20 protein-coding genes are annotated in these 25,361 nt (G+C 71.9%); 8 read left to right on the forward strand and 12 right to left on the reverse strand.

The annotated features are described in order from the left end of the window. Window positions 1-137: 137 nt before the first annotated feature. A complete protein-coding gene (locus tag OHA17_RS26480; protein ID WP_406510945.1) occupies window positions 138-1,829 on the reverse strand; it encodes a hypothetical protein in 1,692 nt (563 codons plus the stop codon). Window positions 1,830-1,861: 32 nt separating this feature from the next. Next, on the reverse strand, window positions 1,862-2,785 hold the full coding sequence (locus tag OHA17_RS26485; protein ID WP_406505388.1) for a hypothetical protein: 924 nt from the start codon (window positions 2,783-2,785) through the stop codon (window positions 1,862-1,864). A gap of 72 nt (window positions 2,786-2,857) precedes the next feature. On the opposite strand from OHA17_RS26485, the gene OHA17_RS26490 reads away from it, so the two are divergent. Further along, complete coding sequence (locus OHA17_RS26490; RefSeq protein ID WP_406505390.1) at window positions 2,858-3,157, forward strand: helix-turn-helix transcriptional regulator; 300 nt, start codon at window positions 2,858-2,860, stop codon at window positions 3,155-3,157. A gap of 202 nt (window positions 3,158-3,359) precedes the next feature. On the opposite strand, the gene OHA17_RS26495 is transcribed toward OHA17_RS26490, so the two are convergent. The 3 genes from OHA17_RS26495 to OHA17_RS26505 all read right to left on the reverse strand — a co-directional run bounded on the left by OHA17_RS26495 (window position 3,360) and on the right by OHA17_RS26505 (window position 6,993). Next, window positions 3,360-3,860, reverse strand: coding sequence for a hypothetical protein (locus OHA17_RS26495; protein ID WP_406505392.1), 501 nt, complete (start codon window positions 3,858-3,860; stop codon window positions 3,360-3,362). A 369-nt stretch (window positions 3,861-4,229) separates the two neighbouring features. Further along, on the reverse strand, window positions 4,230-5,789 hold the full coding sequence (locus OHA17_RS26500) for a ferredoxin (RefSeq protein WP_406508652.1): 1,560 nt from the start codon (window positions 5,787-5,789) through the stop codon (window positions 4,230-4,232). 28 nt (window positions 5,790-5,817) lie between these two features. Continuing rightward, on the reverse strand, window positions 5,818-6,993 hold the full coding sequence (locus OHA17_RS26505; protein WP_406508653.1) for a hypothetical protein: 1,176 nt from the start codon (window positions 6,991-6,993) through the stop codon (window positions 5,818-5,820). 393 nt (window positions 6,994-7,386) lie between these two features. Between OHA17_RS26505 and leuS the strand changes: the two genes are divergently transcribed. From leuS to OHA17_RS26530, 5 genes are all read left to right on the forward strand, one after another. After that, window positions 7,387-10,266, forward strand: a complete 2,880-nt coding sequence (gene leuS / locus OHA17_RS26510) for a leucine--tRNA ligase (protein WP_406508654.1) — start codon at window positions 7,387-7,389, stop codon at window positions 10,264-10,266. 120 nt (window positions 10,267-10,386) lie between these two features. Beyond that, a complete protein-coding gene (locus OHA17_RS26515; RefSeq protein ID WP_406508655.1) occupies window positions 10,387-11,142 on the forward strand; it encodes a hypothetical protein in 756 nt (251 codons plus the stop codon). Window positions 11,143-11,256: 114 nt separating this feature from the next. Further along, window positions 11,257-12,102, forward strand: coding sequence for a DegV family protein (locus OHA17_RS26520; RefSeq protein WP_398871820.1), 846 nt, complete (start codon window positions 11,257-11,259; stop codon window positions 12,100-12,102). A 752-nt stretch (window positions 12,103-12,854) separates the two neighbouring features. After that, window positions 12,855-13,559: a helix-hairpin-helix domain-containing protein gene (locus OHA17_RS26525; RefSeq protein WP_406508656.1), complete on the forward strand. Its 705-nt coding sequence runs from the start codon at window positions 12,855-12,857 to the stop codon at window positions 13,557-13,559. After that, window positions 13,556-16,105, forward strand: coding sequence for a ComEC/Rec2 family competence protein (locus OHA17_RS26530; RefSeq protein WP_406508657.1), 2,550 nt, complete (start codon window positions 13,556-13,558; stop codon window positions 16,103-16,105). The genes OHA17_RS26525 and OHA17_RS26530 overlap by 4 nt, the downstream gene beginning before the upstream one ends. A gap of 49 nt (window positions 16,106-16,154) precedes the next feature. Here OHA17_RS26530 and OHA17_RS26535 read toward each other — a convergent pair whose 3' ends face one another. Further along, window positions 16,155-16,616: a pyridoxamine 5'-phosphate oxidase family protein gene (locus OHA17_RS26535; RefSeq protein ID WP_406508658.1), complete on the reverse strand. Its 462-nt coding sequence runs from the start codon at window positions 16,614-16,616 to the stop codon at window positions 16,155-16,157. Between the two features lie 309 nt (window positions 16,617-16,925). On the opposite strand from OHA17_RS26535, the gene OHA17_RS26540 reads away from it, so the two are divergent. Next, complete coding sequence (locus OHA17_RS26540; RefSeq protein WP_398871814.1) at window positions 16,926-17,813, forward strand: YceI family protein; 888 nt, start codon at window positions 16,926-16,928, stop codon at window positions 17,811-17,813. A gap of 98 nt (window positions 17,814-17,911) precedes the next feature. On the opposite strand, the gene OHA17_RS26545 is transcribed toward OHA17_RS26540, so the two are convergent. Next, window positions 17,912-18,160 (reverse strand): hypothetical protein, encoded by a 249-nt coding sequence (locus OHA17_RS26545; RefSeq protein WP_053726153.1) that lies wholly within the window; start codon window positions 18,158-18,160, stop codon window positions 17,912-17,914. A gap of 91 nt (window positions 18,161-18,251) precedes the next feature. On the opposite strand from OHA17_RS26545, the gene holA reads away from it, so the two are divergent. Then, window positions 18,252-19,238 (forward strand): DNA polymerase III subunit delta, encoded by a 987-nt coding sequence (gene holA, locus OHA17_RS26550; protein ID WP_053726152.1) that lies wholly within the window; start codon window positions 18,252-18,254, stop codon window positions 19,236-19,238. A 430-nt stretch (window positions 19,239-19,668) separates the two neighbouring features. Here the strand turns inward: holA and OHA17_RS26555 are convergent, their stop codons facing one another. Genes OHA17_RS26555 through rfbH form a run of 5 tightly spaced genes read right to left on the reverse strand, consistent with a single transcriptional unit; the run spans window position 19,669 to window position 25,322 of the window. Next, window positions 19,669-19,863 (reverse strand): acyl-CoA carboxylase subunit epsilon, encoded by a 195-nt coding sequence (locus OHA17_RS26555; protein WP_398871808.1) that lies wholly within the window; start codon window positions 19,861-19,863, stop codon window positions 19,669-19,671. A gap of 9 nt (window positions 19,864-19,872) precedes the next feature. After that, the gene (locus tag OHA17_RS26560) at window positions 19,873-21,447 is read right to left on the reverse strand and encodes an acyl-CoA carboxylase subunit beta (RefSeq protein WP_406510820.1); all 1,575 of its coding nucleotides are present in this window, start codon (window positions 21,445-21,447) and stop codon (window positions 19,873-19,875) included. Next, a complete protein-coding gene (locus OHA17_RS26565; protein WP_406508659.1) occupies window positions 21,440-22,519 on the reverse strand; it encodes a Gfo/Idh/MocA family protein in 1,080 nt (359 codons plus the stop codon). Before OHA17_RS26565 ends, OHA17_RS26560 begins: the two co-directional genes overlap by 8 nt. Beyond that, entirely contained in the window at window positions 22,512-23,969 is a 1,458-nt protein-coding gene (locus OHA17_RS26570; RefSeq protein WP_406508660.1) for an NDP-hexose 2,3-dehydratase family protein, read from the reverse strand. Before OHA17_RS26570 ends, OHA17_RS26565 begins: the two co-directional genes overlap by 8 nt. A gap of 51 nt (window positions 23,970-24,020) precedes the next feature. Continuing rightward, window positions 24,021-25,322 (reverse strand): lipopolysaccharide biosynthesis protein RfbH, encoded by a 1,302-nt coding sequence (gene rfbH, locus OHA17_RS26575; protein ID WP_398871802.1) that lies wholly within the window; start codon window positions 25,320-25,322, stop codon window positions 24,021-24,023. Window positions 25,323-25,361: the final 39 nt, after the last annotated feature.

The raw sequence follows: 25,361 nt of genomic DNA on the forward strand, positions 1-25,361 counted from the left end.
CGGGGCTGAGTGGCGGTTCCGGGGGCGTGTGGGTCGGCTTCCGGGGGTGGCCGATGCCCGGATGCACGTGGTGGTGTGGCTGCGGGACCGGGGACGTCTCGTGGCGGCGGTTGGTGTGGCTGTTCACTTCCGGATCATCACGGTGCCCGGGGCGGGGGCCGTGCGTCGGGCCGCGGGCCGGACTCGTCGGGATCGGTCACAGGGGCGCCGTCGTCGTAGGCGTCGATGGGCAGGTGCTCGCCGCGGGTGGTCTGGCAGAAGACGTCCAGGATGTGCAGGTTCGCGACGGTGACCATGAGGGCGACCAGCAGGGTCTGGGCGACGCGGCCGTGCGCGAGCCGGTTCTTCGGCTCGGAAATATCGATCTTGTGGCCCTTGAGGATCCCGTTGATCCCTTCGTTCTGGGCTCTAACGACCTTGAAGGTGTCCCTCCAGGAGTCGGTGAGGTAGGGCAGGTCCTGCCGGAACTTCTCGATCGTGCCCAGGTCACCGGGGCGGATGGTGATCGTCTGCTGGCGGCAGACATCGGGCAAGGGGTCGGGCGGAGCCGGAGTGATCACGGTGGGGCGGGCCGCCGGATGGGCCTGCCGCTGCCGTGGATCGGTCAGATCAACGGTCCAGGAGGGGGTGCGGCGGGCTGGGCGGCGGGGGCAGTTGACGGTGGGCGAGGTGCCGGCGGCGGGGCAGGCGAGCCGGATCGCCCCGGCCGGGTCGGGGCCCTGCTTGAGGTGGAGGAAGTACGGCTTCCGGTTGTCGACGCGGGTCTGGGTGATCTCGTCCGGCCGGCGGGCGGCGGCGTCGTCGAGGTGGTGGGTGGCGTTCGCGAGGACGAGCGGGATGAGAGGGCAGGTCAGGGTGCCGTCGATGAGGACGGCGCCGCGGTGGACGCCCTGGGCGCCGCGCTGGTCCTGCTTGTAGTCCAGAGCGAGCCGGTAGCCGAGAGCGCGGGCGGGCAGGGCGAACGTTTCGGGGCGGGCGTCGGTGTAGAGGCGGTCGACGGCCAACGTGCCGATGGGAAGCTGGAGTTCGCCCAGCGGCTTGAGCAGGGCGATCGCGTTGGCTCCGGTGCGCATGCCGGGGTAGTCGACGACCAGGCCGAGCACGATCTGCGCCACCCGTCCCGGGCGCGGGTGGGCGGCGGCTGCGAGGGCGAGATGCCCGCTGTGCCCGAACGTCGGCTCACTCGCCCCGCCGCTGTAGTGCCAGCCTGCCGTGGGATCGAGAGAGGCCAGGTTCCGGCGGGTGCTGGGCGGCTTGTGCCAGGAGGCCAGTGCGGTGGCGTCGATGCCGACATCGCCGTGCCAGTGTTTGAGCGCCCCGCAACGGCGGGCGATCTTGACCGTGGCGGTGATCAGAGCGGTGCAGACAAGATGCAGCACGGTCTTCTTGCGGACGTGTTCGGGATCGGTGTCCTCCCAGGCCGCGGCGAACACGGCGGCCTGATCGAGTCCAAGGCGGCGCCGGCGGTCGCAGCGGGCCGGGTCGAGTGCCGTGGTGACGCGGTCGAAGGCACGGTAGAGGCGTCGGGAGAACGCCCACGCGCCCTGTGTCGCGATGTGGATGCCGAGCTTTGCCTGGGCCGTGGGCGACAGGCTGAAGGCGAGGATCCGCCAGGCTTCGGCCACGGCGGCCTTCCCGGTGTAGTGGACCGCCAGCAACAGGCCGGTCAGCACGGTCCGCGGCTCCAGCCCGGCAGGTCCCGGACGTCCTGTCAGTTCGGCGTCGATCAGGTCGAGGGCGCCGGAGCGGTCCAGCAACGCGGCCAGCTGGAACACCTTGGAGTCCGGGATGCGCGCCGGGGCGTCCGTCGTGGGCCTGGGGCGGCTCATGCGCGAGGCCGGATGACCGGGCGGTGGCGCTCTCATCGGCTGCCCCGCAGCAGCCGGGCCGTCTCGCTGTCGCTGAGCGGGGGCACCAAGTGCTGATAGCGGGCGAGCGAGGCAGCCGAGGCGAGCCCGGCCGCCGCCGCGATCACACCGTGATCGATCCGGCGACGCATCAGGGAGACGATCCAACTGGCCCGCAGGCGCCGGGCGCTCAAGCCCGGCAGTGGCGCCTCGGGGCGATGCTGCCAGGCCCAGGAGGCGATCAGGTTGTCCGGCGGCGGCTCACTATGGCCGGGACGGAACAGGAAGTCGCCCCCGGCTCCTTCGGCCAGATGCGCGAGATCGTCCTCCCATTCGGCGCGGGCCACCAGCAGACGCCCGAGCACCCGCGCGTCCAGCACGCAGGCTCCCGACCGGGTGCGGCGGACGTCCGTGCCGCGCAGCCGGGCGACCTCCCCGGGAGCCAGCCCCATGCCGTCGGCCAGCGCCATCAGCGCCAACGCGTCCGCCCTTGCCCTGGGCCGCAACTGACCGGCCCAGGTGCGCAAGGAGGCGATCTCCCGCTCTTCATAGGGTGGTGCGGGCGCCGGCGGAGCCGACAGGTGCAGCCCTTCGCTCTCACCGGCGTTGTCCCAGACGAGCACTTCGCGCACCCGCCGCAGCCATGTGCGGTAGGTGCGCAGCGTGCCGGGCTTGAGGCCCGCGCAGCCGGTCAGCACGAACGCGTCGATCGTCTCGTTGGTCAGCCAGGCCGCCGGTTCGCGGACCACCCCCCGGCCCTCCGCCCAGATGGCCAGGCGGGCCACCACGTGCAGCAGGTCCTCCACCGCGTAGGGGACGCGCTCGACGGTCGCGGCCACCACCGTCTTCACCAGCGGTCCGACCTCATCCCAGGCAGCCGCCGGCTCGCGCGGGGCGTACGCGTCGATGACCGAAGACGTTGCCGGATCGAGGGCCATGGACCACGAATAGCGGCAGGACAAGCTGCCACCCAAGTCGCGTACGACCTCAACGGACAGGAGCGTGGAAGCATGGTCGGAGGAAGCGCGCGCTCCCGCGCGCCGCGGGAATGTGCCCGTGATCCGCAAGCCTGGCCCGACGCAGTCGTCGACGACGTCGCCGCAGCAGTCGTCCAGGCCATCGCCCGCCGCCTCGCCGACGCCCTGCGTGAGCGCCACCTCAGCCGCCGCCAGGCCGCTGACCTGCTGGGCGTCAACCGGCAGACGATCGGCGACGTGCTCGACGGCCGGACCTGGCCCGACGTCGCCACCATCGCCCGCCTCGAAGCGAGCCTGAACACCCCGCTGTGGCCGCCGCTTGCGCGCCGGTAACGGTGCAGGCATCGTGCGCCCAGCCTTCCCGGCTCCAGCTCACGGTCTGCAATAACCGCAGGCCAGGGCCCAGTTACGGCCCGGCGAACCCAATACGCTGCAACAGCACTATCGTCGAGGACGCGCGAGCCTCTTCGTCACGATTCAAGGTCGCTCACGCAACCTGGGCGCCGTCGGGACTGATCCTCCCGGCGGCGCCGCCTCACACGTCCTCGATCACGGCGCCGTCCACCACCGCAGTGGGCTCGGCCAGCTCGCCGACCCCGGGCGCGATCGCGAACAGCCCCACCTCGTCCTCGGTCAGCCAGCCCTGCTTGACCAACCGCTTCAGCTTCACCCGCATCCTCTCCACCGGCCGGTGATCCGTATCCCAGCCGACCGCTTCACAGACCGGCTTGGCCCGCAGCGGCCGCCCCGCCGAGGCCAAAGCGAGGACCACGTCCTCGTTCGCCTCGGCCAGCACCTTGCCGTCCGCCCGCATCACCGGCGCCGACACGACCAGCCGCTGGGCCGCGGCAGCAGCCACCGGGGCCGGGCCCCGGCTGCCCGCATCCGCCGACGGTCCCCTCCCGGCAACCTCGTCCTCGCCCTCGGCCAGAACCTCCGCCACCGCCGCTTCGGCCGTCGACCACCGCTCCAGCTGTTTCTCCTCGTCAGCGAGCTCCTTCTCCAACGCTGCGATCTGGCTACGCAGGTCCTCCACCCGCGCCCGTGACACCGACGCCCTCGCCCGCAACCTGTCCAGCACCAAAGCCATCACCCGCCCCGAGACGGAACCCGTCAACTCACCACGCCTGACACCGAGTTGGCGGACACTTCATCCCACACTGTACGAGGTGATCATGAATTGGAGCAGAAGGATCCCCCGTACCCCCACGGCACCGGGCAACGATCAAGCCCACGCCGGGCAATGATCTCCGCACCCCTTCTCTCACCGCTGATCAGCGGCACTCAAGAACAGCCCACAGTGAAGAAGGCGGGCCATCCGATTCGGATGGCCCGCCTTCTTGTTGTGCTCCCTCTCTGATCGTTACAGTGCCCCCTCTAAGGGCGCTGTAACGATCAGAAACGGTCAACTCCGGCCGCTGCCCAGGGCTTTGCGGGGGATCTGGGGGAGCGCGGCCGGGGCCTGCTCGATCCGGAGCGCGAGCGCCGGGCAGCGGCGCACGGCCCGCTGGGCGCGCCCCCGCAGATGCATCGGCACAGTGGCGTCGGCGACGAGCGGGTAGCCGTCGGGGCCGAGCCTGATCAGCTCCGGCACGATGTCCGCGCAGAGCCCGTGGCCCTCGCACAGCGTCCAGTCGACCAGCACCTTCTCACCGCTCGGCACGCCCTCCTCCTGGTAGCCGGGCGAGGGCAGCGGCAGCACGCCCACGGTCGGCCGGCCGCAGCCCCCGGCCAGCACATGGGCCGCGAGGTCGTCCGTGAACGCCGCCAGCGTCGAGGCCAGGAAGCGGGCCGAGCCGTCCGGATGCTTGCAGGCACCGCGGCCCTTCACCGCCCCCGTCACCTCGCGCAGCGCCTCCAGGGCGGCCGGGCCGCCGCCGTTCAGGACATCGGCGAGCCCTCCCGCGGCGGCCGGCAGGCCCAGCCTGCACGGGCCGCACTGGCCGGCCGTCTCGGCCGCCAGCCAATTGGCGACCCGCAGTGCCTCGCCGAGCGCGCAGGTCTCCGCGCCGATCGGCAGGATCGCACCCGCCCCCAGGGCGCCGCCGAGCGCCGAGAGCGATGCCCGCGAGACGGCCGCGTCATGGGCGGCCACCGAGTTCAGCCAGCTGCCGTGATAGCCGCCGGTCAGCACGCCCTGGGGCGCCGAGGGCGCCCCGGCCAGCTGGAGTACGTAGCGCAGCGGCACCCCGGTGGGGACCTCGACGACCATCGGGCGGGCGACCGCCCCGGACAGCGTGAGCAGCACGGTGCCGGGCTCGGTCGGCTCCCCGGTGTTGCAGAAGCGGCGCGGGCCGAGCCGCGCGGCCACCGCGAGCTGGGCGTACGTCTCCGCGTTGGACAGCAGCGTCGGGGCGCCGCCCACGCCCGATTCGGCGGCCCGCTCGCGGCGGCCCGGCGGCAGGGCGGGGCCGCCGTCCACGGCCCGGATCACCGCGGAGGCCTCGCCGGACACCATGCGCTCGGGGGTGCGGACCACGCGGGCGCGCAGGGGGGAGCTGCGCTTGTCGGCGAGGCCCCGCTCGGCGAGGGCGGCGCGCACGGAGGCCTCCGTGGAGTCGCGCGTCACGGCGACGACCAGGGTGCGGGCACCGAGCGCCTCGGCGGCCAGCAGAGCGCCGTCCAGGACGAGATGGGGGGCCCGGCACACCAGGACGGTGTCCTTGCGGCAGGCGGGCTCGCCCTCGCTCGCGTTGACGACGACGACCGGGCGTATCCCGCGCCGGATCGCGGCGGAGGCGACCGCGCGCAGCTTGCGGCCGAAGGGGAAACCCGCGCCGCCGCGGCCGTTGAGGGCGATGTCGTCGGCGAGTTGGGCCAGGCGTTCGCCGTCGACCGGCTTCAGCGGGCCGTGCACCTTGCGGTGCATCGGCAGGGCGAGGCGCTCGACGAGATCGAAGCCCGCGGTCAGATGGGGCAGGCCGACGACGCGGACCTCGGGAACATCGGGGAGGGGGGTGTTCATGGTCGTACTCCTGCTGTTGCGGGCACCGTCACGGGCGTTCTCCTGAGGCGGAGCCCGGCTGGGAGTGCCAGGGCTCGCCGGCGGCCGGCGGCTGATAGGGTGAGGACGGCGCGGGGGAGGGCAGCGGCCCGGGAGGGCGCGGCGAGGGCGCCGGCCAGCGGGCGGCCGGGGGAGCCGACGGAGCCAGGGAGACCGCGCGGTAGGCCGCCGAGATGCCCGTGCCCGCATCGCCGCGGACCTCCTGACCGGCGGCCGGACGATAGCGGGGCAGCGCCTCGTGCGGGGGCTCGTACAGGGCGTGCGCCTCCTGGAACCGCGGCGCCTCTTCGAGGGCTTCGTACGTCGGCTGCGCACCACGTAGTGGTTGCGTCGGCCGCGCCTCATAAGAGGTCTCGTGAGAAGGCTCGTAGGGCGGCGTCTCGTAAGCCTCGTAAGAGGGCGGCGCGGAGGGCCGAGGCGGGATGGCGGGCTCTGCGGGCTCGCTCTCCGGGCGCGGCCGGAAGGGGGCGAGCCGGTCGGCGATCCGGCGCTTCACCGGCCGCGGCAGCGCGCGTACGGCCAGCGCGCTCGCCACTCCCGCCAGGGACAGGCCGTACATCGCGACCACCCAGGCGGCCGGCGGGCGCCCCGCGTACAGGCCGTGCACCAGGGCGAAGCACCAGGCCGGATAGGCCAGCATGTGCACCGCGCGCCAGCGTGCCGCGATGCGGCCCGGGGTGGCGAAGGCGCTGCGCATCGCCCCCGTGACGGCCGTGAGGACCATCAGGACCCCGGCGAGTGATCCGAAGCCGATCAGGCCGGAGGCGCCGGTGATGCCGAGCCCGAACGGGACCACCGCGCCGAGCAGCCCGACATGGCCGAGCGCGATCTTGACGGTGACGTGCAGCAGGAGGAAGCCGATCGAGGCGACGGCGGTCGCCCGGTGGACGGCCTGCGCCATGAGGCGGTGACGTGGAGTGAGGAGCAGCCGGTCGGTGGCGAGCAGGCCCCAGGCGACGGAGGCGGTCAGCGAGACCAGGGACAGGACGCCGGCGGTGAAGTCCAGGGCGGCGCGCAGCCCGTCCGAAGAGAGCAGTGCCAACGGCGGTATGAGCAGGGCGACGACGCCCAGTGCGGCCGCGGAAAGCCCGCCCCTGCGGGCCGGACGGCCCCGTGCCGGATTCTGGCGCGGGCGGTGCGGGTTGAGCGGATTGCGAGGTTTCATGGTGGGGCGACTCCGAATGGTTCGGCAAAGCGGTCCCGTGGCGGCATGCTAGGTCGCCCCATACCAGCCGGTACGGGGTTTGAGCGGTTGCCCCAGAAGAGGGGGGTACGCGGAGTAACCTCGCCCTCGGCACCCCCAGGGGGTAGCCCGGGGCGCCCCCATGTGCGCTCCGTGCGGGCCTTGCGGGGCCTGCGGTACCCTGACGCCATGCGTGCCGTACGCCTTCTGCTTAGCGAGCCGCGCTGAACACTCCCGACCGATGAAGAGATCCGGTCGGACTCGGCGCGGCGCCCCCTCCTGTGCGAGGGGTTTTTTCGTTTGGCGATTCGATGGCGGATCGACGGACGAACGCTCGTACCCGCTGGCAGAGACGATCGATGGAGCTTTGAGGACATGAGCGAGACGAACACCGCTGCCGCCGCAGAGACGGCCGCGCCGCACCGCTACACGGCAGCCATGGCCGCCGACATCGAGGCACGCTGGCAGGACTTCTGGGACGCCGAGGGCACCTACGCGGCGCCGAACCCGACCGGTGACCTGGCCGGGGATCCGGCGGTCGTCGCCCGGCCCAAGAAGTTCATCATGGACATGTTCCCGTACCCCTCGGGCACGGGCCTGCACGTCGGCCACCCGCTGGGCTACATCGCCACCGACGTCTACGCCCGCCACCAGCGGATGACCGGCCACAACGTGCTGCACACGCTGGGCTTCGACGCGTTCGGCCTGCCCGCCGAGCAGCACGCGGTCGCCACCGGCACGCACCCGCGGGTCTCCACCGAGGCCGCCATGGACAACATGAAGCGGCAGCTGCGCCGGCTGGGCCTGGGCCACGACAAGCGCCGGTCGATCGCGACGATCGACCCGGAGTACTACAAGTGGACCCAGTGGATCTTCCTGCAGATCTTCAACTCCTGGTACGACGCCGACGCGCAGCAGGCCCGCCCGATCGCCGAGCTGGTCGCCGCGTTCGAGAGCGGCACCCGCGAGGTCCCCGGCGGGCGTGACTGGGCCGCGCTGAGCGCCGCCGAGCGCTCCGACGTGCTGGGCGAGTACCGCCTGGCGTACGCCTCCGACGCGCCCGTCAACTGGTGCCCCGGCCTGGGCACCGTCCTGGCCAACGAGGAAGTCACCGCCGACGGCCGTTCCGAGCGCGGCAACTTCCCCGTCTTCAAGTCCAAGCTGCGCCAGTGGAACATGCGCATCACCGCCTACGCGGACCGCCTGATCGACGACCTGGACGCGCTGGACTGGCCCGACGCCATCAAGCTGCAGCAGCGCAACTGGATCGGCCGCTCCGAGGGCGCCCGCGTCGACTTCAAGGTCGGCGACTCGGACGCCATCACCGTCTTCACGACCCGCCAGGACACCCTGTTCGGCGCCACCTACATGGTGCTGGCGCCCGAGCACGAGCTGGTCGACACCATCGTCCCGGCCGCCTGGCCCGAGGACACCCACGACGTGTGGACCGGCGGGCACGCGAGCCCGGCCGAGGCCGTCGCCAAGTACCGCGCGTTCGCCGCCTCCAAGTCGGACGTGGAGCGCCAGGCCGACGCCAAGGAGAAGACCGGCGTCTTCACCGGCGCGTTCGCCATCAATCCCGTCAGCGGCGAAAAAGTTCCCGTCTTCATCGCCGACTACGTGCTGATGGGCTACGGCACCGGCGCGATCATGGCCGTACCGGCGCACGACACCCGTGACTTCGCCTTCGCGCGCGCCTTCGAGCTGCCCATGCGCTGCGTCGTGCAGCCCTCCGACGACCGCGGCACCGACGCCTCGACGTGGGACGACGCGTTCGCCTCCTACGAGGCCAAGCTGGTCAACTCCGCCAACGACGAGATCTCGGTGGACGGCCTGGGCGTCGTCGAGGCCAAGGCGAAGATGACCGACTGGCTGACCGAACGCGGCATCGGCGAGGGCACCGTCAACTTCCGGCTGCGCGACTGGCTGTTCAGCCGCCAGCGCTACTGGGGCGAGCCCTTCCCGATCGTCTACGACGAGGACGGCGTCGCCCACCCGCTGCCCGAGTCGATGCTGCCCCTGGAGCTGCCGGAGGTCGACGACTACTCGCCGCGCACCTTCGACGCGGACGACGCCGACACCTCGCCGGAGACCCCGCTGTCCCGCAACGAGGACTGGGTCAACGTCGAGCTGGACCTGGGCGACGGCGTGAAGAAGTACCGCCGCGAGACCAACACCATGCCCAACTGGGCCGGTTCCTGCTGGTACGAGCTGCGCTACCTGGACCCGCACAACAGCGAGAAGCTGGTCGACCCGGCCATCGAGCAGTACTGGATGGGCCCGCGCGAGGGCCAGCCGACCGGAGGCGTCGACCTGTACGTCGGCGGCGCCGAGCACGCGGTGCTGCACCTGCTGTACGCGCGCTTCTGGTCCAAGGTGCTGTTCGACCTGGGCCACATCTCGTCGGCCGAGCCGTTCCACAAGCTGTACAACCAGGGCATGATCCAGGCCTACGTCTACCGGGACAGCCGCGGCTTCCCCGTCCCGGCCGCCGAGGTCGAGGAGCGCGACGGCAAGTTCTTCTTCGAGGGCGAGCTCGTCAAGCGCGAGCTGGGCAAGATGGGCAAGTCCCTGAAGAACGCGGTCACTCCGGACGAGATCTGCACCGAGTACGGCGCCGACACCCTGCGCCTGTACGAGATGGCGATGGGTCCGCTGGACGTCTCGCGGCCCTGGGACACCCGCGCGGTGGTCGGCCAGTACCGGCTGCTGCAGCGCCTGTGGCGCAACATCGTCGACGAGACGACCGGCGAGGTCACCGTCACCGTCACCGACGCCGAGCCCGACGAGGCGACGCTGCGCGCCCTGCACAAGGCGATCGACGGCGCCGGCGGCGACCTGGCGGGGCTGCGCTTCAACACCGCCATCGCCAAGATCACCGAGCTGAACAACCACCTGACGAAGGCGGGCGGCCTGCTGCCGCGGCCGGTCGCCGAGCAGCTGGTGCTGCTGATCGCCCCGCTGGCCCCGCACATCGCCGAGGAGCTGTGGCGCAAGCTGGGCCACACCGACTCCGTGGTGCACCGCGACTTCCCGGTCGCCGACCCGGCGTACGTCGTGGACGAGGCCGTGACCTGCGTCGTCCAGATCAAGGGCAAGGTCAAGGCGCGCCTGGAGGTGCCGCCGACGATCTCCGACGACGAGCTGGAGAAGCTGGCCCTGGCGGACGAGGCCGTCGTCGCGGCGCTGGCCGGCGCGGGCATCCGCAAGGTCATCGTGCGCGCGCCGAAGCTGGTGAACATCGTCCCCGCGTAAGGGCCGAAACGGTACTGGGGGCTTTCCCCTACGGGCAGGTTGGGGGTTCCGCGGGAACCCACGGCCTGCCCGTTCCGTTTACGGTGGAGGGGACGATGCCGACCGACCGAGGGGACGTTCATGGAAGCCGCGATCCTGATCCTGGCGCTGCTGTTCGTCGCCTTCGTGGTGCTCGGCGTGTACGTGACGGTCAAGGTGGTCGGCGCCGCCAAGCGCGGAGTGGAGCGTACGGTCACGCAGGCCCGCAGGGCCGTCGAGGACACCACGCTGCGGGCGAAGAGCGTGGGCCAGCCGGGCGTCGCGGGCCAGCTCGCCCAGCTGCGGCTTTCACTGCGTACGTCGATGCGGGCCACGCAGGACGCGCTGCACGCCCGCCTCGCCGAGGACGAGTCCCTCAAGGAGTCCCTCGCTCTGTTCGAGCGGCTCAGCGGGCACGGCCGCGAACTGGACGACGAGCTCAGGCGCCTGGAGCGGGAGCCGGACAAGCGCAACACAGCGGCCCGGATGCCCGAGCTCCGCGAGCGCACCGAGCGGATCACGCACTCCGCGGACTCGCTGCGCTGGGCCGCGCGGGACCGGGCCCGGCAGTTCGCCGACGACGACCTGGCCTCGCTCAGCGAGCAGATCGAGATGGAGTCGGGGGCGCTGCGGGACTGGTCGACCAAGGGGCCGATCAACGGCGAGTCCGTTTCCTGGGGCGACCTTTCGGACAACCCCGCGCCTGCGCAGAGCAAGCCGACGTCCTCGCCGACGCCCGGGCGGGGTGCGGGGACGCGGCCCGAGCCGCCGGCCCAGGCGTCTCAGGCGATAGGCGCCGCCGAGCCGCCGGTGACGTACCCCTGGCAGAAGGCGCCGCACCCCAAAACCACGAGCTGAGCCGGCGAACACCAGGTCAAGGCGCTGGAACAGGGCGCCCGGCGCTGACCCGAACTGATCATTCCACCAGGGCCGGACTGCCGTCCGGCGGTCTTGGCGGGTAACCTCCCGCTCATGTCCCGCCATGTCGCGATCGTCACCGATTCAACGGCCTATCTGCCGCCGCAGACGATGGAGCGGCACAGCATCACCGCAGTGCCGCTGACCGTCGTCCTGGGGGACCAGGCGCTGGAGGAGGGCACCGAGATCTCGGCCCGCTCGCTGGCGCTCGCCCTGCAGAAACGACGCCCCGTCACCACTTCCCGGCCCAGCCCCGAGGTATTCGCGGCCACCTACCGCAAGGTCGCCGAAGCGGGGGCGACCGGGATCGTCTCGCTGCATCTGTCGGCCGAGTTCTCCGGCACCTACGACGCCGCGGTGCTCGCCGCCAAGGACGCCCCGGTGCCGGTTCGGGTGGTCGACACCGGGATGGTCGCGATGGCGCTCGGCTTCTGCGCGCTGGCCGCGGCCCAGGTCGCGGACGCTGGCGGCACCCTGGACGAGGCGGTGGCGGCCGCCGAGAAGCGTGCCGGTGAGACCTCCGCCTTCTTCTACGTCGACACCCTGGACTATCTGCGCCGCGGCGGCCGCATCGGGGCCGCCCAGGCGCTGCTCGGCTCGGCCCTGGCGGTCAAGCCACTGCTTCAGCTCGACGGCGGCCGGATCGACATGCTGGAGAAGGTACGCACCGCCTCGAAGGCCATCGCCCGGCTGGAGGAGATCGTGGTCGACCGGGCCGGAAGCAGCCCGGTCGACATCGCGGTGCACCATCTCGCGGCACCGGAACGCGCCGCCGCACTCGCCGACCGGCTGCGGGCTCGGGTGCCGGGCCTGGTCGACCTGTACACGAGCGAGGTCGGAGCGGTGATCGGCGCGCACACGGGGCCGGGGCTGCTGGGGGCGATCGTTTCGCCGCGCTGAGGCGGGGTGGCGGCCGGCGGCTCGGGCCCGGCCGGCCGGGGAAAGCCCGCAACAGGACCGTTTCGGCGGGTCCCGGTGCGGGGCCGCGCTGAGGGGCGTTCGCGTGCTGTGGCCCGCCCCGCTGGGCGCCTGGACCCGGCCGCACTCACTCGTACGGGTGGCCGGGTTATCCACAACTCGCCTGCTGTCCACCGGAATTGGGCCTGCTCAGCGGGCTCGCGCTCGGGTGCCTAACGTCTCGTGACATGGCACTCCGATCACCACGCACCGCTACGAGCGGACCGGGCCGGGCACCCGGCTCCGACGGTCGGGCCCGCCCGGGCCGCGGCCGCCGAAGCCGCACCGCCCAGGCCGACGTCTCCGCCCTGACCGCACGCACGCGCGCGGACGCGCTGTTCCTCCCACCGCCGCCGGGTACGGCGGCCCCGCCGCACGATCCTGCTGCCCCGACCGCGCGCATCCTCGGGGAGTCGACGCTGGTGCCTCCGCCCGTACCCGAGCGGGCGGTCCGGAGGCGGGCGGCCCGGCGGGAGGGAGGTCTTGCCACATCACGCTCTCGCGTCGCATCGGCGGCTCCCGCCGCACCGGCTGTCCCGGCCGCGCGCGGCATTCCTGCAGCACCGATCGACCCTGCTGTGCTGGTCGCTCCCGCAGCGCCGATCGACCTTCCAGCACCGATTGATCCGGTTCCGTGGGTCGATCCGGCTCCGCAGGCCGGCCGCGCTGGTCCCGGTGCATGGGAGCGGGGCCGGGTGGCGGTGCGGGAACGGCTGCCGGTGTGGGCCCAGTTGAGGTTCGGTCTCGCGCCGCGCAGCCTGGCCGCGCTGTGTGTGGTCCTGGTGGTCGCGGCGGGGTTCGCCGTGCACCACTTCTGGGCCGGACGCCCGCAGTCCGTACGCGCCCCCGACCTGGTCGACGGGCCGGCGCCGACGCTGCCCGCGGCGAAGGGCGGCGGACCGGGACGTGGCGCGAGCGCCGAGGCGACGCCCCGGCCGGTGGCCAACGCGGTGCCGTCGTCGGCCGGAGTGCTCGTGGTGGACGTCGGCGGGAAGGTGCGGCGGCCGGGGATCTACCGGCTGCCCACCGGATCGCGGGTTGCCGATGCCCTGACCGCGGCGGGCGGGGTGCGCGAAGGTGCCGATCTGACCGGCCTCAACCGGGCGCGGCTCCTCGCGGACGGTGAGCAGGTGCTGGCCGGAGTGCCGGGCGGAACGGGCGCCGGTACTGGCACCGGCACCGGTGGTGGCACCGGCGGCGGATCGAGCGGGCCGGTCAGTCTCAACTCCGCTTCGGCGGAGCAGTTGGACGGGCTGCCCGGCGTCGGTCCGGTGCTCGCGCAGCACATCGTGGACTATCGCGCCCAGCACGGTGGCTTCCGCTCGGTCGATGAACTGCGAGAGGTCAATGGGATCGGCGAGCGCAGGTTCAACGATCTGCAACCCCTGGTGCGGCTGTGAACCGCCTGGAGATCCACGCCGAGTCGGGCCACCGGCTGGGGGCGGCCAACCCGCACCGGGAAGGACCGGCGGACCTCCGCCTGATCGGCCCGGCGCTGGGGGCGTGGGGCGGCGCGGCCGTGGCAGTCAACTCACCATCAGATAGGGCGAGTTGGGGTGTGGTGGTGTGTCTGGCCGTGGCCGGGATGCTGGTGGCGCCGGTCGTTTGGCGGGCTCTGCCGGGATGGATCTCGGGCGCGGGGTTACGTGGACATCGCGAGCGGGACCGCGAGGAGGGCGGCCGTCATGTCGGTGTCGAGGGGGAGCGCAATGAGGCAGTAGGGGGTGGTGGGGTCTGGAGGTATCGGGGTGCCGTCGCGGGGGTGTTGGTCTGTGCGGCGGCCGGGATCGTGGCCGGGGGGCTGCACGCCGCCGAGGTGCGGAGGGGGCCGCTGCCGGGGCTTGCGCGGGAGTTCGGGCAGGCCGCCGTAGAGTTGGTGGTCCGCACCGACCCGCGTCCGACCAGGTCCGCGGGGTGGGGCGGTGCCTCGGTCGCGGTGGACGCCGAGGTGGAGCGGGTTTTCGGGCCGGGCGGCAGAGCCGAGCGGGTCCATACACCGGTCCTTGTGATCGCACCCGCGAGCTGGCAGGGGCTGCTGCCGTCCACCCGGGTGCGGGTGACCGCGCGGCTCGCGCCCGGTGACGGGAAAATCGCCGCCCTGCTCAAGGCTCCCCATGGGCCGCCCCGCATCACCGGGCCGCCAACTGTGCTGCAGCGCCTGGCCGGTGGGCTGCGGGACGGGCTCCGTGAGGCGGCCGAAGGGCTCGCGCCGGATGCGCGGGCGCTGCTGCCCGGCCTGGTTGTCGGCGACACGTCCCGGGTCACGCCCGAGCTGCGCGCCGCCTTCGAGTCGACCGATCTCATGCATGTCATGGCGGTATCCGGAAGCAACTTCGCGATCCTGCTCGCCCTGTTGATCGGATCGCCGGGTAAAGCCCTGCTGGCCGAGCGGGGCGGCCTCGCGCCACGGCTCGGGATCTCCCTGCGGGCGACCGCGCTGCTGGGCGGGGCGCTCACGCTGGCCTTCGTCGTGGTGTGTCGGCCGGAGCCGAGCGTGCTGCGGGCCGCCGCCTGCGGCCTGGTCACGCTGCTGGCGATCGGGACGGGCCGACGCAGATCGCTGATCCCCGCACTGGCAGCCGCCGTCCTGCTCCTGGTGCTGTACGCGCCGGAACTGGCCCGGAGTTACGGGTTTCTGCTGTCGGTGCTCGCGACCGGGGCGCTGCTCACCATCGCGCCGGGATGGGGCGCGGCACTGAGGCGGCGCGGGGTGCCGCCGCGGCTCGCCGAGGTGCTGGCGGCGGCGGGAGCGGCCCAGGCGGTGTGCGCTCCGGTGGTGGCCGTGTTCGCGGCGCGGGTCAGCCTGGTCGCGGTGCCCTGCAATCTGCTGGCCGAGCCGGCGGTGGCGCTGGCGACGGTCGCGGGCTTCGCCGCACTGGCCGTCGCGCCGATCGCGATGCCGGTCGCCAAGTTCCTTGCCTGGTGCGCGGGTTGGCCTACCGGCTGGATCGCGTCGGTGGCCCGCAACGGAGCGGCCCTGCCCGGGGCGGAGTCGGGGTGGCCGGGCGGCTGGCGCGGGGGAGCGCTGCTCGCCATCGCCACCGCGGTGGCGGTGCTCGTGGCTCGGCGGCTGCCCCGATACCCCTGGGCTGCCGCGGTGATCGCGCTCGTGCTGCTGCTCGCCGTGGTGCGGCCCGCCCCGCTGACCAGGATCGTCACCGGCTGGCCGCCGCCGGACTGGTCGTACGCCATGTGCGATGTGGGGCAGGGCGATGCCACGGTGCTGGCTGCCGGGGCGGGGACGGCGGTGGTGATCGACACCGGGCCCGAGGCGCTGCCGGTCGACCGCTGTCTGCACGAGCTCGGGGTGAGCCGTATTCCGCTGCTCCTGCTCACCCACTTTCACGCCGATCATGTGGGCGGCCTGGCAGGGGTGTTGCGGGGCCGGTCCGTCGGGCTGATCGAGACCACGGGGTTCGCGGAGCCGCCCGACCAGGCGGCGTTCGTGCGGCGCACCGCCGCCGCGGACGGGGTGCCGGTGGTGCCGGCCGCGTACGGGGAACGACGGGCACTGGGCGGCCTTTCGTGGGAGGTGCTGTGGCCACCGCCCGCGCCCGGGCCGGTGCCGGACGGGCCGAACGACGCCAGTGTCACCCTGCTCGTCCGCACCGCCGCCGGGCTGACTCTGCTGCTGCCCGGGGATCTCGAACCACCTTCACAGCGCGGGCTGTTGAGGCGGAACCCAGGGCTGGCGCGGGTGGACGTCCTCAAGGTCGCCCACCACGGCTCGGCACACCAGGACCCCGCGCTGCTCGCAGCCGTACGCCCGAGGCTGGCGCTGATCTCGGTCGGCCGGGGCAACCGGTACGGCCACCCCGCGCCCGGCACGATCGCCGTACTGCGCGCATGGGGCGCGGCTGTGCTGCGCACGGACACGGACGGGGCGATCGCGGTCACGGGTGTGGGGGACGGGCTGCGGGCCGTTCCTCGGGGCCGGGACCCGTGACGCGGCTCGTGAGGGGGTGCGACTCCGGGCGACCTGCGGTCTCGCGGTGTCAGACGAGCCAGGCTCCCTCGTGCATCAGGTCGCGGTCGGGGATTTCGTTGACCTCGCGCCAAGCCTGGATGCGTCGGGGGACGACACGGAAGTAGGTGTACGGGGGGCCGCTGGTGCGGGGGTCCCAGATGATTTTGGCCGCGAAGGCGTCGCCCGAGGCCGTGGGGAGTTCGGTGGTGGGGATCACGATGGCGGTGCCGGTGATGTGCACGACGTCCCGGGTATGGCCGAGCGTGACCTGGACCGGGCGGTCGCCGGACCGGAGGTTGCGCAGCGTGGGGTTGGTCATGCGGGTGCACATCAGCAGGGTCCCGTCCTCCCAGACGAAGGAGAGAGGCATGAGGTGGGGTTCACCGGAGGCGGAAGCGGTCGCGACCCAGGCGTCCTCGTCCTTTTCGAGGCGGGTCAGGACGTCCTGCTTACGCTGTTCGAGGCTGCGCGCCGGCTCGCGTGTCGTCATGTCCCGTTACGCTAGCGGGGGTTGGGGGCCGAGCACCTCGGGCGCCGGACCTAGGTCCGGCGGGGGAGAGCGGGGTGCGGAGGGGGCGGAACGCGGCCCGCTCGGCCCGGTGAACCGGAATGGCCAATTCGGGCCTCTGGTGACAGGTGCCTCAACAGTGCCCAGGCGCCGCGTTTGCCTCGAACGGCACAACAGTGATCGAATGCGTCTTCGTCAAGGGGCCGCAGTCCTGCTGTGGCGAGGACGGACGAGGATGTCTGCCCCCTGCGCGGCCCGGCAGATACTTCTTCGCACGGGGGTGCGTGCACAGTGTTCAGCCGCTGGTTCGGCAAGAGCTCGACCAGTTCTCCGCTTCGTACCGGGCCGCTGGCCGGCCTGTCCGTCCCGTCGACCGCGGGCGTGCTCAGTTGTCGGGTCCTCGACCCGGTCAGTGAGCCGGTGCAGCGGGCCGAGTTCGTGGTCAGCGACGCGTCGGGCCGCCGGGTCGTGGGCGGGGAGACCGACCCGTTCGGGACGGTGGTCACGACGGTTCCGGCGGGTGAGTACCGGCTGGCCGTCACGGCCGAGGGATATACGCCCTTCCACGGCAACGCGACCGTCGCCGCCGGCGGGCTCGCCGCGCTCGGCGACGTCACGCTCCAGGTCGCGGCCCCTCCTTCGCTGCCCGACCCGGGCGAGTGGGAGCTCGACCCGACGCACTCTCAGATCGGCTTCACCGCGAGCCATATCGGCCTGGCCCGGATCCACGGCCGGTTCAACACCTTCGCCGGGGCCATCCGGATCGGGGAGCGCATGGAAGGGTCCGCCATGCACGTCATCATCGACACCGCCTCCATAGACACGGGCGTCCAGATGCGTGACGACCACCTGCGGTCGGGCGACTTCCTGGACGTCGGGAGCTATCCGACGATGGAGTTCTACAGCGACCGGTTCGTGCACCGGGGCGGCGGCCGGTGGGCGATCATCGGCGGGCTCACGCTGCACGGCGTGAGCCGTACGGTGACGCTCGATACGCAGTACCTGGGGCTCGGCACCGGACTCGGCGGCGAGACCCGGGGCGCCTGCCGGGCCAGCACCGAACTGCACCGCGAGGACTTCACGCTCACCTGGCAGACCATGCTGGCGCGGGGCATCGCGGCGATCGGGTCCTCGATCTCGATCGACCTCGACATTCAGGTCGTGCCGAAGACGGGCTGACCGCGTACGGGTCGGCCGCGTACTGACTGATCGCGTACCGGTCGGCCACGGATAGTTGGCCCCGTACTGGAGGGCACGGGGCTCAATCGCCGTACGGGTCAGGGGGATTCGAGCCAGCCGTCGTGTTCGGCGGCCAGGGTGTCAAGGGCCTTGGGGTCCAGGCGGGCGCTGGGGTCCTCCACGACGACGAGCCACTGGGCGTCCTCGGCGTCGTCCTCGCCGGCCAGGGCGTCGCGGACGAGCTGGGGTTCCTCGGGGAGGCCGAAGAGGTCGGTCAGCTCGGTGGCAACGTCCTCGGCGGCGTCGCGGTCCGGGAGCACCAGTACGTGTCGGGTCACATCGTTCACCTGGCCATTCTCCGATATGGGGGCGGCGGGGAAGGGGGCGGGCCGGGGAGCGGGCCGGGACTGTCAGTGGCCCGTGGGATGCTGGAAGGCGATGGCCACCAGGAAGAATTCCACCGACGATCCGCTCGCCCCCGTCACGCTCGCCGTGGGCCAGGAGGACCTGCTGCTCGACCGCGCCGTGCAGCAGGTGGTGGCGGCCGCCCGGGCCGCCGACTCCGACACCGATGTGCGTGACCTGACCTCCGACCAGTTGCAGCCCGGCACCCTGGCCGAGCTGACCAGCCCGTCGCTCTTCGCCGAGCGGAAGGTCGTGGTCGTGCGCAACGCGCAGGACCTGTCGGCGGACACCGTCAAGGACGTGAAGGCGTACCTCGACGCGCCCGCCGAAGAGATCACCCTGGTGCTCCTTCACGCGGGCGGCGCCAAGGGCAAGGGGCTGCTGGATGCGGCCCGTAAGGCGGGGGCGCGGGAGGTCGCGTGCCCCAAGACCACGAAGCCGGCCGAGCGGCTGACGTTCGTGCGGCAGGAATTCCGGGCGCTGGGGCGTTCGGCCACGCCCGAGGCCTGCCAGGCGCTGGTCGACTCCATCGGCAGCGATCTGCGCGAGCTGGCCTCCGCGGTGTCGCAGCTCTGCGCGGACGTGGAGGGGACGATCGACGAGGCGGTCGTCGGCCGGTACTACACCGGGCGGGCCGAGGCCTCCAGCTTCACCGTCGCCGACCGGGCGGTGGAGGGGCGGGCCGCGGAGGCGCTCGAAGCGCTGCGGTGGTCGCTGTCCACCGGGGTCGCTCCTGTCATGATCACCAGTGCGCTCGCGCAGGGGGTGCGGGCGATCGGGAAGCTGTCCTCCGCGCGGGGGGGCCGGCCGGCGGATCTCGCGCGCGAGTTGGGCATGCCGCCGTGGAAGATCGACCGGGTGCGGCAGCAGATGCGGGGGTGGACGCCGGAGGGGGTCTCTTTGGCCCTGCGGGCCGTGGCTGAGGCGGATGCGGGGGTCAAGGGTGGGGGGGATGACCCTGAGTACGCCCTTGAGAAGGCCGTCGTCACCATTGCCCGGGCGGCGCGGTCCGGGCGGTAGCGCGGGCTGAGCTGCGCCCTGGGCCAGCTGTGGGGTTTCCCGGGGTTTCGCCCCGGGCCCCCTTGAACGGGGCTTCGTCCCAGACCCGGCTTTTTCGTCGGGTGCGGGCCGTGCGTGGCTGGTCGCGCCCGCGCGGCGGAGCCGCATGATGTCACAGTGCCGCGCCCCTGGAGGGCCTGGGCTGCGCCCGGCCCCGGCCCTCCTGGCCGTTGGCTGCGGGCCGTGCGTGGCTGGTCGCGCCCGCGCGGCGGAGCCGCATGATGTCACAGTCCCGCGCCCCTGAAGGGCCTGGGCTGCGCTCGGCCCCTAACCCCTGACAGGCCCGAGGCGAGGGGGGTGCTCCCGCAGTCGAAGGAAGGGCCGCCGAGCCAAGGGCCCCGCCTCAAGCAGTCGCCCGAGGGGGCCCACACTCGGCCGCCCCCCCCGCCCGCTACGCCGCCCTCCGCCAGCTCACCGGGGGCTCGTACGGCTGGCGGCGCCACGCGGCCAGGGGGATTATCGGGGCCAGATCCGTGGGGGGCTCCCCGGTCAGGGAGAGGAGGACCACTGCCAGCGCGGCCAGTTCCGCCTCCGTCGGGGTGCCTTTCAGTACCCGGAACAGGGGGTCAGTCGAATCGTTCGACACGCTCGCTCCTCACTGCGGGGGGTTGCCATGTTTGCGGGACGGCAGGTCTGCGTGCTTTGTGCGGAGCATCGCCAGGGCGGCGGCCAGGACCTTCCTCGTCTCGGCCGGGTCGATCACGTCGTCCACCAGGCCCCGCTCGGCCGCGTAGTACGGGTGCATCAGTTCTGACTTGTACGCCGCGATCTTCGAGGCGCGGACCGCCTCGGGATCGTCCGAACTCGCAATCTCCCGGCGGAAGATGACGTTCGCCGCACCCTCCGCGCCCATCACCGCGATCTCGTTCGTCGGCCAGGCGTAGGTCAGGTCGGCGCCGATGGACTGGGAGTCCATGACGATGTACGCGCCGCCGTACGCCTTGCGCAGGATCAGGGAGATCCGGGGCACCGTCGCGTTGCAGTACGCGTACAGGAGCTTCGCGCCGTGGCGGATGATGCCGCCGTGCTCCTGCGAGACGCCCGGCAGGAAGCCCGGCACGTCGACCATGGTCAGCAGCGGGATGTTGAAAGCATCGCAGAGCTGGACGAAGCGGGCCGCCTTCTCGCTCGCCTCGATGTCGAGCACGCCCGCCAGGAACTGCGGCTGGTTCGCCAGGATGCCCACCACGCGGCCGTCGATCCGGGCCAGCGCGCAGATGATGTTGCGGGCCCAGTGCTCGTGGACCTCCAGGAGGTCGCCGTGGTCGACGATCTCCTCCAGGACCTTGCGCATGTCGTACGGGCGGTTGCCGTCCGAGGGCACCAGGTCGAGGAGCACGTCGTTGCGGCGGTCCGCCGGGTCGTCGCCCGGGGGCAGCGGCGGGGGCATCTCCCTGTTGTTCGACGGAAGCATCGAGATCAGGTAGCGGACCTCCGCCAGGCACGTCTCCTCGTCGTCGTGGACGAAGTGGGCCACGCCCGAGACCCCGGCGTGCACGTCGGCGCCGCCGAGTCCGTTCTGGGTGATCTCCTCGCCCGTCACCGCCTGCACCACGTCCGGGCCGGTGATGAACATCTGCGAGGTTTCTCGCACCATGAACACGAAGTCCGTCAACGCCGGACTGTAGGCGGCGCCGCCCGCGCACGGGCCCAGCATCACGCTGATCTGCGGGATCACCCCCGACGCCTTCGTGTTGCGCTGGAAGATGCCGCCATAGCCCGCCAGTGCGCTGACGCCCTCCTGGATACGGGCGCCCGCGCCGTCATTGAGCGACACCAGCGGAGCACCCGCCGCGATCGCCATGTCCATGATCTTGTGGATCTTCGTGGCGTGGGCCTCGCCCAGGGCGCCGCCGAAGATGCGGAAGTCATGGGCGTACACGAACACCGTGCGGCCCTCGACCGTGCCCCAGCCGGTGACCACTCCGTCCGTGTACGGCTTCTTCGCCTCCAGGCCGAAGCCCGTCGCGCGGTGCCGGCGCAGCTGCTCGACCTCCTGGAAGGTGCCCGGGTCCAGGAGCAGGTCGATGCGCTCGCGCGCGGTCAGCTTGCCCTTGGCGCGCTGGGCCTCGGTCGCCTTCTCGCTGGGGCCGAGCTTGGCCTGCTCGCGCAGGACGTGCAGTTCGGCGACGCGCACCGCCGCGGTCTGCGGCGGCGGCTGCTCAGTCACGGTCACGGTCGGTCCCTTCCTGTCGCGAAGTCGAAGTAGTAGAAGTAGAAGAAGTAGAAGTAGAAGAAACAGGCGAAGTGGGCGACGTAGGGCGAAGGGAAGACGTCGCCCTCGCGCGCACCGCGTCCAGCAGGGTCGCCTGCTCCAGGCACTCCCCGGCGTCCGGCGACTCGACGGCCCCCGAACGCACCGCGCGCACGAACGCCTGGACGGTGGCGGCCACTTGGTCGTGCGGGGCCAGCGTCAGCTCGCGCGGGCCGTGCGCGTCCGTGATCCACACCGCCGGCTTGTGGTCGGCGGGCGGGGTGAACGCCGGTTCCACGCGGATCCGGCCCTCGCTGCCCCACAGCTCGTACGCGGAGCGGTACGCGTGCTCCATGCCGAACGCCAGCTGGCCGAGGACGCCGGCGGGGGAGCGCACCAGGACCGCGCCGGAGGTCTCCACCGCCGAGCCGCCCGTGCTCTCAAGGGCGGCGCCGACGATCTCCAGGCCCGCGCCGAGGAAGTACAGCGCGGCCCGCACCGGGTAGTAGCCGACGTCGAGGAGGGCGCCGCCGCCGAGTTCGGGGCGGTGCCTGATGTTCCCGGCGGGCAGCGCCGGGATCGCGAACGCGGCGCTGAACGCCCGGAGTTGACCGATCGCGCCGCTCGCCACCAGCTCCCGTACGACCGAGTGCTGGGGGTGGTGGACGAACATGACGTTCTCCATCAGCACCAGGCCCGAGGCGCGCGCGAGGTCGAGCAGCGCCTCGGTGGTCGGCCGGTCGGCGGTGAGCGGCTTCTCGGCCAGGACGTGCTTGCCCGCGCGCAGCGCCCGGCCCGCCCATTCGGCGTGCAGGGAGATGGGCAGCGGGACATAGACGGCGTCCACGTCGGCCCGTTCCAGGACCGCGTCGTACGACTCGACCGGCGCGCAGCCGAACTGGGCCGCGACCTCCTTGGCGCGCCCGCCGTCCCGGCTCGCCACCGCGGTCAGCTCGACGTCCGGGTCCGCCGCCATGGCGGGCAGCACCCGGCGGCGGGCGATGTCGGCGGTGCCGAGGACGGCGATGCGCAGGGGTCGTTCAGTCATCCGTCAGATGTCCCATGGCGTTGAGGCAGGCGAGGAGGGTCCTGGCCTGCACATTGACGTAGTGTCCGTGTTTGATCAGCGCCGTCAGCTGACTGATCGTTACCCACTGATAGCCGGTCGGTGGCTCGATGGGGGCTTCCTGCTCGTCGGCCTCGATGACCAGGTAGCGGTTCTCCGCGTACAGGAACCGGCCGCCCTCCTCCGAGTGGATGGCGTCGTAGCGGATGCGGTCGGGGGCCGCCTCCAGGACGAGATCCAGGAAGGGCGGGCGGACCTGGAGGCCCTCGAAGTTGTCCGGCGAGCACTGCACGGTGGGGGCCAGCTCGACCGTGTCGAGGAAGCCGCCCTCGACCTTGGCGTTGGCCAGGACGTGCAGCACGCCGTCGAACGAACGGGCCAGGAAGGCCGCGATGCCGCGGCTGCACGGCTCGATCAGGGGCTGTGTCCAGCTCGTCACCTCGCGGTTGCCGGCCTGTACCTCGACCGCGACCACGTTGAACCAGCGGCCGTCGTCCTTGCCGATGCGCGCCTCGTCCCGGGTCCAGCCCGGCACGTCGTCCAGCGGGATCCGCTCGGCCTGCACGTCGTAGCGCGAGCGCTCCGAGGTGAACCAGGACAGCAGGTCGACGTCCGTGAGCAGCGCGCCCGCCTCGGGGTCGCGCGAGCGGGCCAGGGACTGGCTGAAAACGTCCCCCCGCGCGGCGCCCGCACGATAGGCGGGCAGGCAGGCGAGGACCGTGCGCGAGTCCATGTTCACCAGGTTGTCCTGGTGCAGGAGTTCGGAGATCTGACCCAGCGTCAGCCAGCAGAAGTCCTCGTCGAGCGGGACGTCGCCGTCCACCTCGACGATCATGTTGCGGTTGCTCTTGTGGTAGAACCACGAGCCGTGCTCGGACTGGAGCACGTCGGCGAGGATGCGGCCCCGCCCGCTGCCCGTGAAGTACTCGATGTACTTCACGTCCGTGCCCTGGTGGACCTTGGTGTAGTTGCTGCGGGTGGCCTGCACGGTGGGGGAGAGCTGGAGCAGGTTGCGGTTGCCCGGCTCCATCTTGGCCTGCATCAGGAAGTGCAGTACGCCGTCGAACTCCTTCACCAGGATGCCGAGGATGCCGACCTCGGGCTGCTTGATGATGGGCTGGTACCACTCCTTGTGCGGGCCGTCGTCGGTCGTGACGTGCAGCCCTTCCACGCTGAAGAAACGGCCGCTGGAGTGCACCAGGTTCCCGGTGTCCGGCTCGAAGGACCAGCCGCGCAGCTTCGAGAACGGGATGCGCTCGATGTGGAAGCGGCCCGCCTTCCTGCGCTCGGTGAACCAGTGGTGGAACTCCCCGGTGGTCAGGAGCCCGCCGGCGGAGGCCGCGGACGCCGCGATCCGGTCGGCGACCGACACCGGCTCACGGGGCTGGACCACCGGCTGAAGCTCAGTCAGCTCCGCAAGTGTCGACGACATGTACGCTCTCTCCTCGTCAAGGGTGCTGTGGTGGAGGGGTGTCGGGGGCCGTCACCAGCCGGCGACGAAGTCCCGGATCGAGGACGTCATGAAGTCGGTGTGCTCGTCGGTGAGCCCCGGATAGACGCCGATCCAGAAGGTCTGCTCGGTGATGATGTCGGAGTTGGTGAGGTCGCCCACGATCCGGTGCGGGGCGTCCACGTAGGCGGGCTGGCGGGTCAGGTTGCCGGCGAACAGGTTGCGGGTGCCGATCTTCCGCTCTTCCAGGAAGTTCACCAACTCCTTCCGCTTGAACGGCGCGTCGGGGTCGACGGTGATGACGAAACCGAACCAGCTGGGCTCACTGCCGAGCGTCGCCTCGGGCAGGATCAGGTGCGGCACACCCTCCAGGCCCTCCCGCAGCCGCTGCCAGTTGCGGCGGCGGGCGGCGGTGAAGTCGTCGACCTTGTCGAGCTGGGTCAGCCCGAGCGCGGCCTGCAGGTCGGTGGCCTTCAGGTTGTAGCCGATGTGCGAGTAGATGTACTTGTGGTCGTACCCGGCCGGCAGGGTGCCCAGCTGGTACTCGAAGCGCTTGAAGCAGCGGTCGCTCTCGCCCGGCTCGCACCAGCAGTCCCGGCCCCAGTCGCGCAGCGACTCCACGATGCGGGCGAGCGCCAGGTTCGAGGTCAGCACGCAGCCGCCCTCGCCCATCGTCAGGTGGTGCGCCGGGTAGAAGCTGACCGTCGTCAAGTCACCGAACGTACCGGTGAGTTGACCGTTGTAGAGGGAGCCGACCGCGTCGCAGTTGTCCTCGATGAGGAAGAGGTCGTTCTCCTCGGCGATCTGCGCGACCTCGGCGACCTCGAACGGGTTGCCAAGGGCGTGCGCGACCATGATGGCCCGCGTCTTGGGGCCGACAGCGGCCTTGATGCGCTCGGCCGTCGTGTTGTACGTCTTCAGCTCGACGTCCACGAAGACGGGGATGAGGCCGTTCTGCAGGATCGGGTTGACGGTGGTGGGAAAGCCCGCGGCCACCGTGATGACCTCGTCGCCGGGCTTCAGGCGGCGGTCCTCCAGGTGCGGCGAGGTGAGCGCCGACATGGCGAGCAGGTTGGCCGAGGAACCGGAGTTCACCAGATGGGCCTTGCGCCGCTTCATGTAACGGGCGAACCGGGACTCGAACTTGCGGGAGCTGGTGCCGGCGGCTATCCGCATGTCAAGGGCCGCCTCCACCAGCGCCACTCTGTCCGCCGGCTCCAGGACCGCACCGGACGGCCAGATCTCGCTGACTCCCGGCACGAACTCGCGGGACGGCTCCTTCTCCAGGTGGTACTCCCGCACAGAATCGAGAATCCGTGCCTTGGTGTCACTCATTTTGGCTGCCTCCATGGTCGTCAGTTCGGCACGAAGCCC

Origin of the sequence: Streptomyces sp. NBC_00212 (assembly GCF_045206365.1) — a bacterium.
In the GTDB taxonomy this organism is placed as follows: Bacteria; Actinomycetota; Actinomycetes; order Streptomycetales; family Streptomycetaceae; genus Streptomyces.

Coding starts and splice junctions, on each gene's coding strand:
- OHA17_RS26535 (WP_406508658.1), bottom strand. CDS start 16,616: ATGACGACACGCGAGCCGGCGCGCAGCCTCGAACAGCGTAAGCAGGAC.
- OHA17_RS26520 (WP_398871820.1), top strand. CDS start 11,257: ATGTCCCGCCATGTCGCGATCGTCACCGATTCAACGGCCTATCTGCCG.
- OHA17_RS26480 (WP_406510945.1), bottom strand. CDS start 1,829: ATGAGCCGCCCCAGGCCCACGACGGACGCCCCGGCGCGCATCCCGGAC.
- OHA17_RS26505 (WP_406508653.1), bottom strand. CDS start 6,993: ATGAAACCTCGCAATCCGCTCAACCCGCACCGCCCGCGCCAGAATCCG.
- OHA17_RS26485 (WP_406505388.1), bottom strand. CDS start 2,785: ATGGCCCTCGATCCGGCAACGTCTTCGGTCATCGACGCGTACGCCCCG.
- OHA17_RS26565 (WP_406508659.1), bottom strand. CDS start 22,519: ATGACTGAACGACCCCTGCGCATCGCCGTCCTCGGCACCGCCGACATC.
- leuS (WP_406508654.1), top strand. CDS start 7,387: ATGAGCGAGACGAACACCGCTGCCGCCGCAGAGACGGCCGCGCCGCAC.
- OHA17_RS26500 (WP_406508652.1), bottom strand. CDS start 5,789: ATGAACACCCCCCTCCCCGATGTTCCCGAGGTCCGCGTCGTCGGCCTG.
- OHA17_RS26490 (WP_406505390.1), top strand. CDS start 2,858: ATGGTCGGAGGAAGCGCGCGCTCCCGCGCGCCGCGGGAATGTGCCCGT.
- rfbH (WP_398871802.1), bottom strand. CDS start 25,322: ATGAGTGACACCAAGGCACGGATTCTCGATTCTGTGCGGGAGTACCAC.
- OHA17_RS26515 (WP_406508655.1), top strand. CDS start 10,387: ATGGAAGCCGCGATCCTGATCCTGGCGCTGCTGTTCGTCGCCTTCGTG.
- holA (WP_053726152.1), top strand. CDS start 18,252: ATGGCCACCAGGAAGAATTCCACCGACGATCCGCTCGCCCCCGTCACG.
- OHA17_RS26570 (WP_406508660.1), bottom strand. CDS start 23,969: ATGTCGTCGACACTTGCGGAGCTGACTGAGCTTCAGCCGGTGGTCCAG.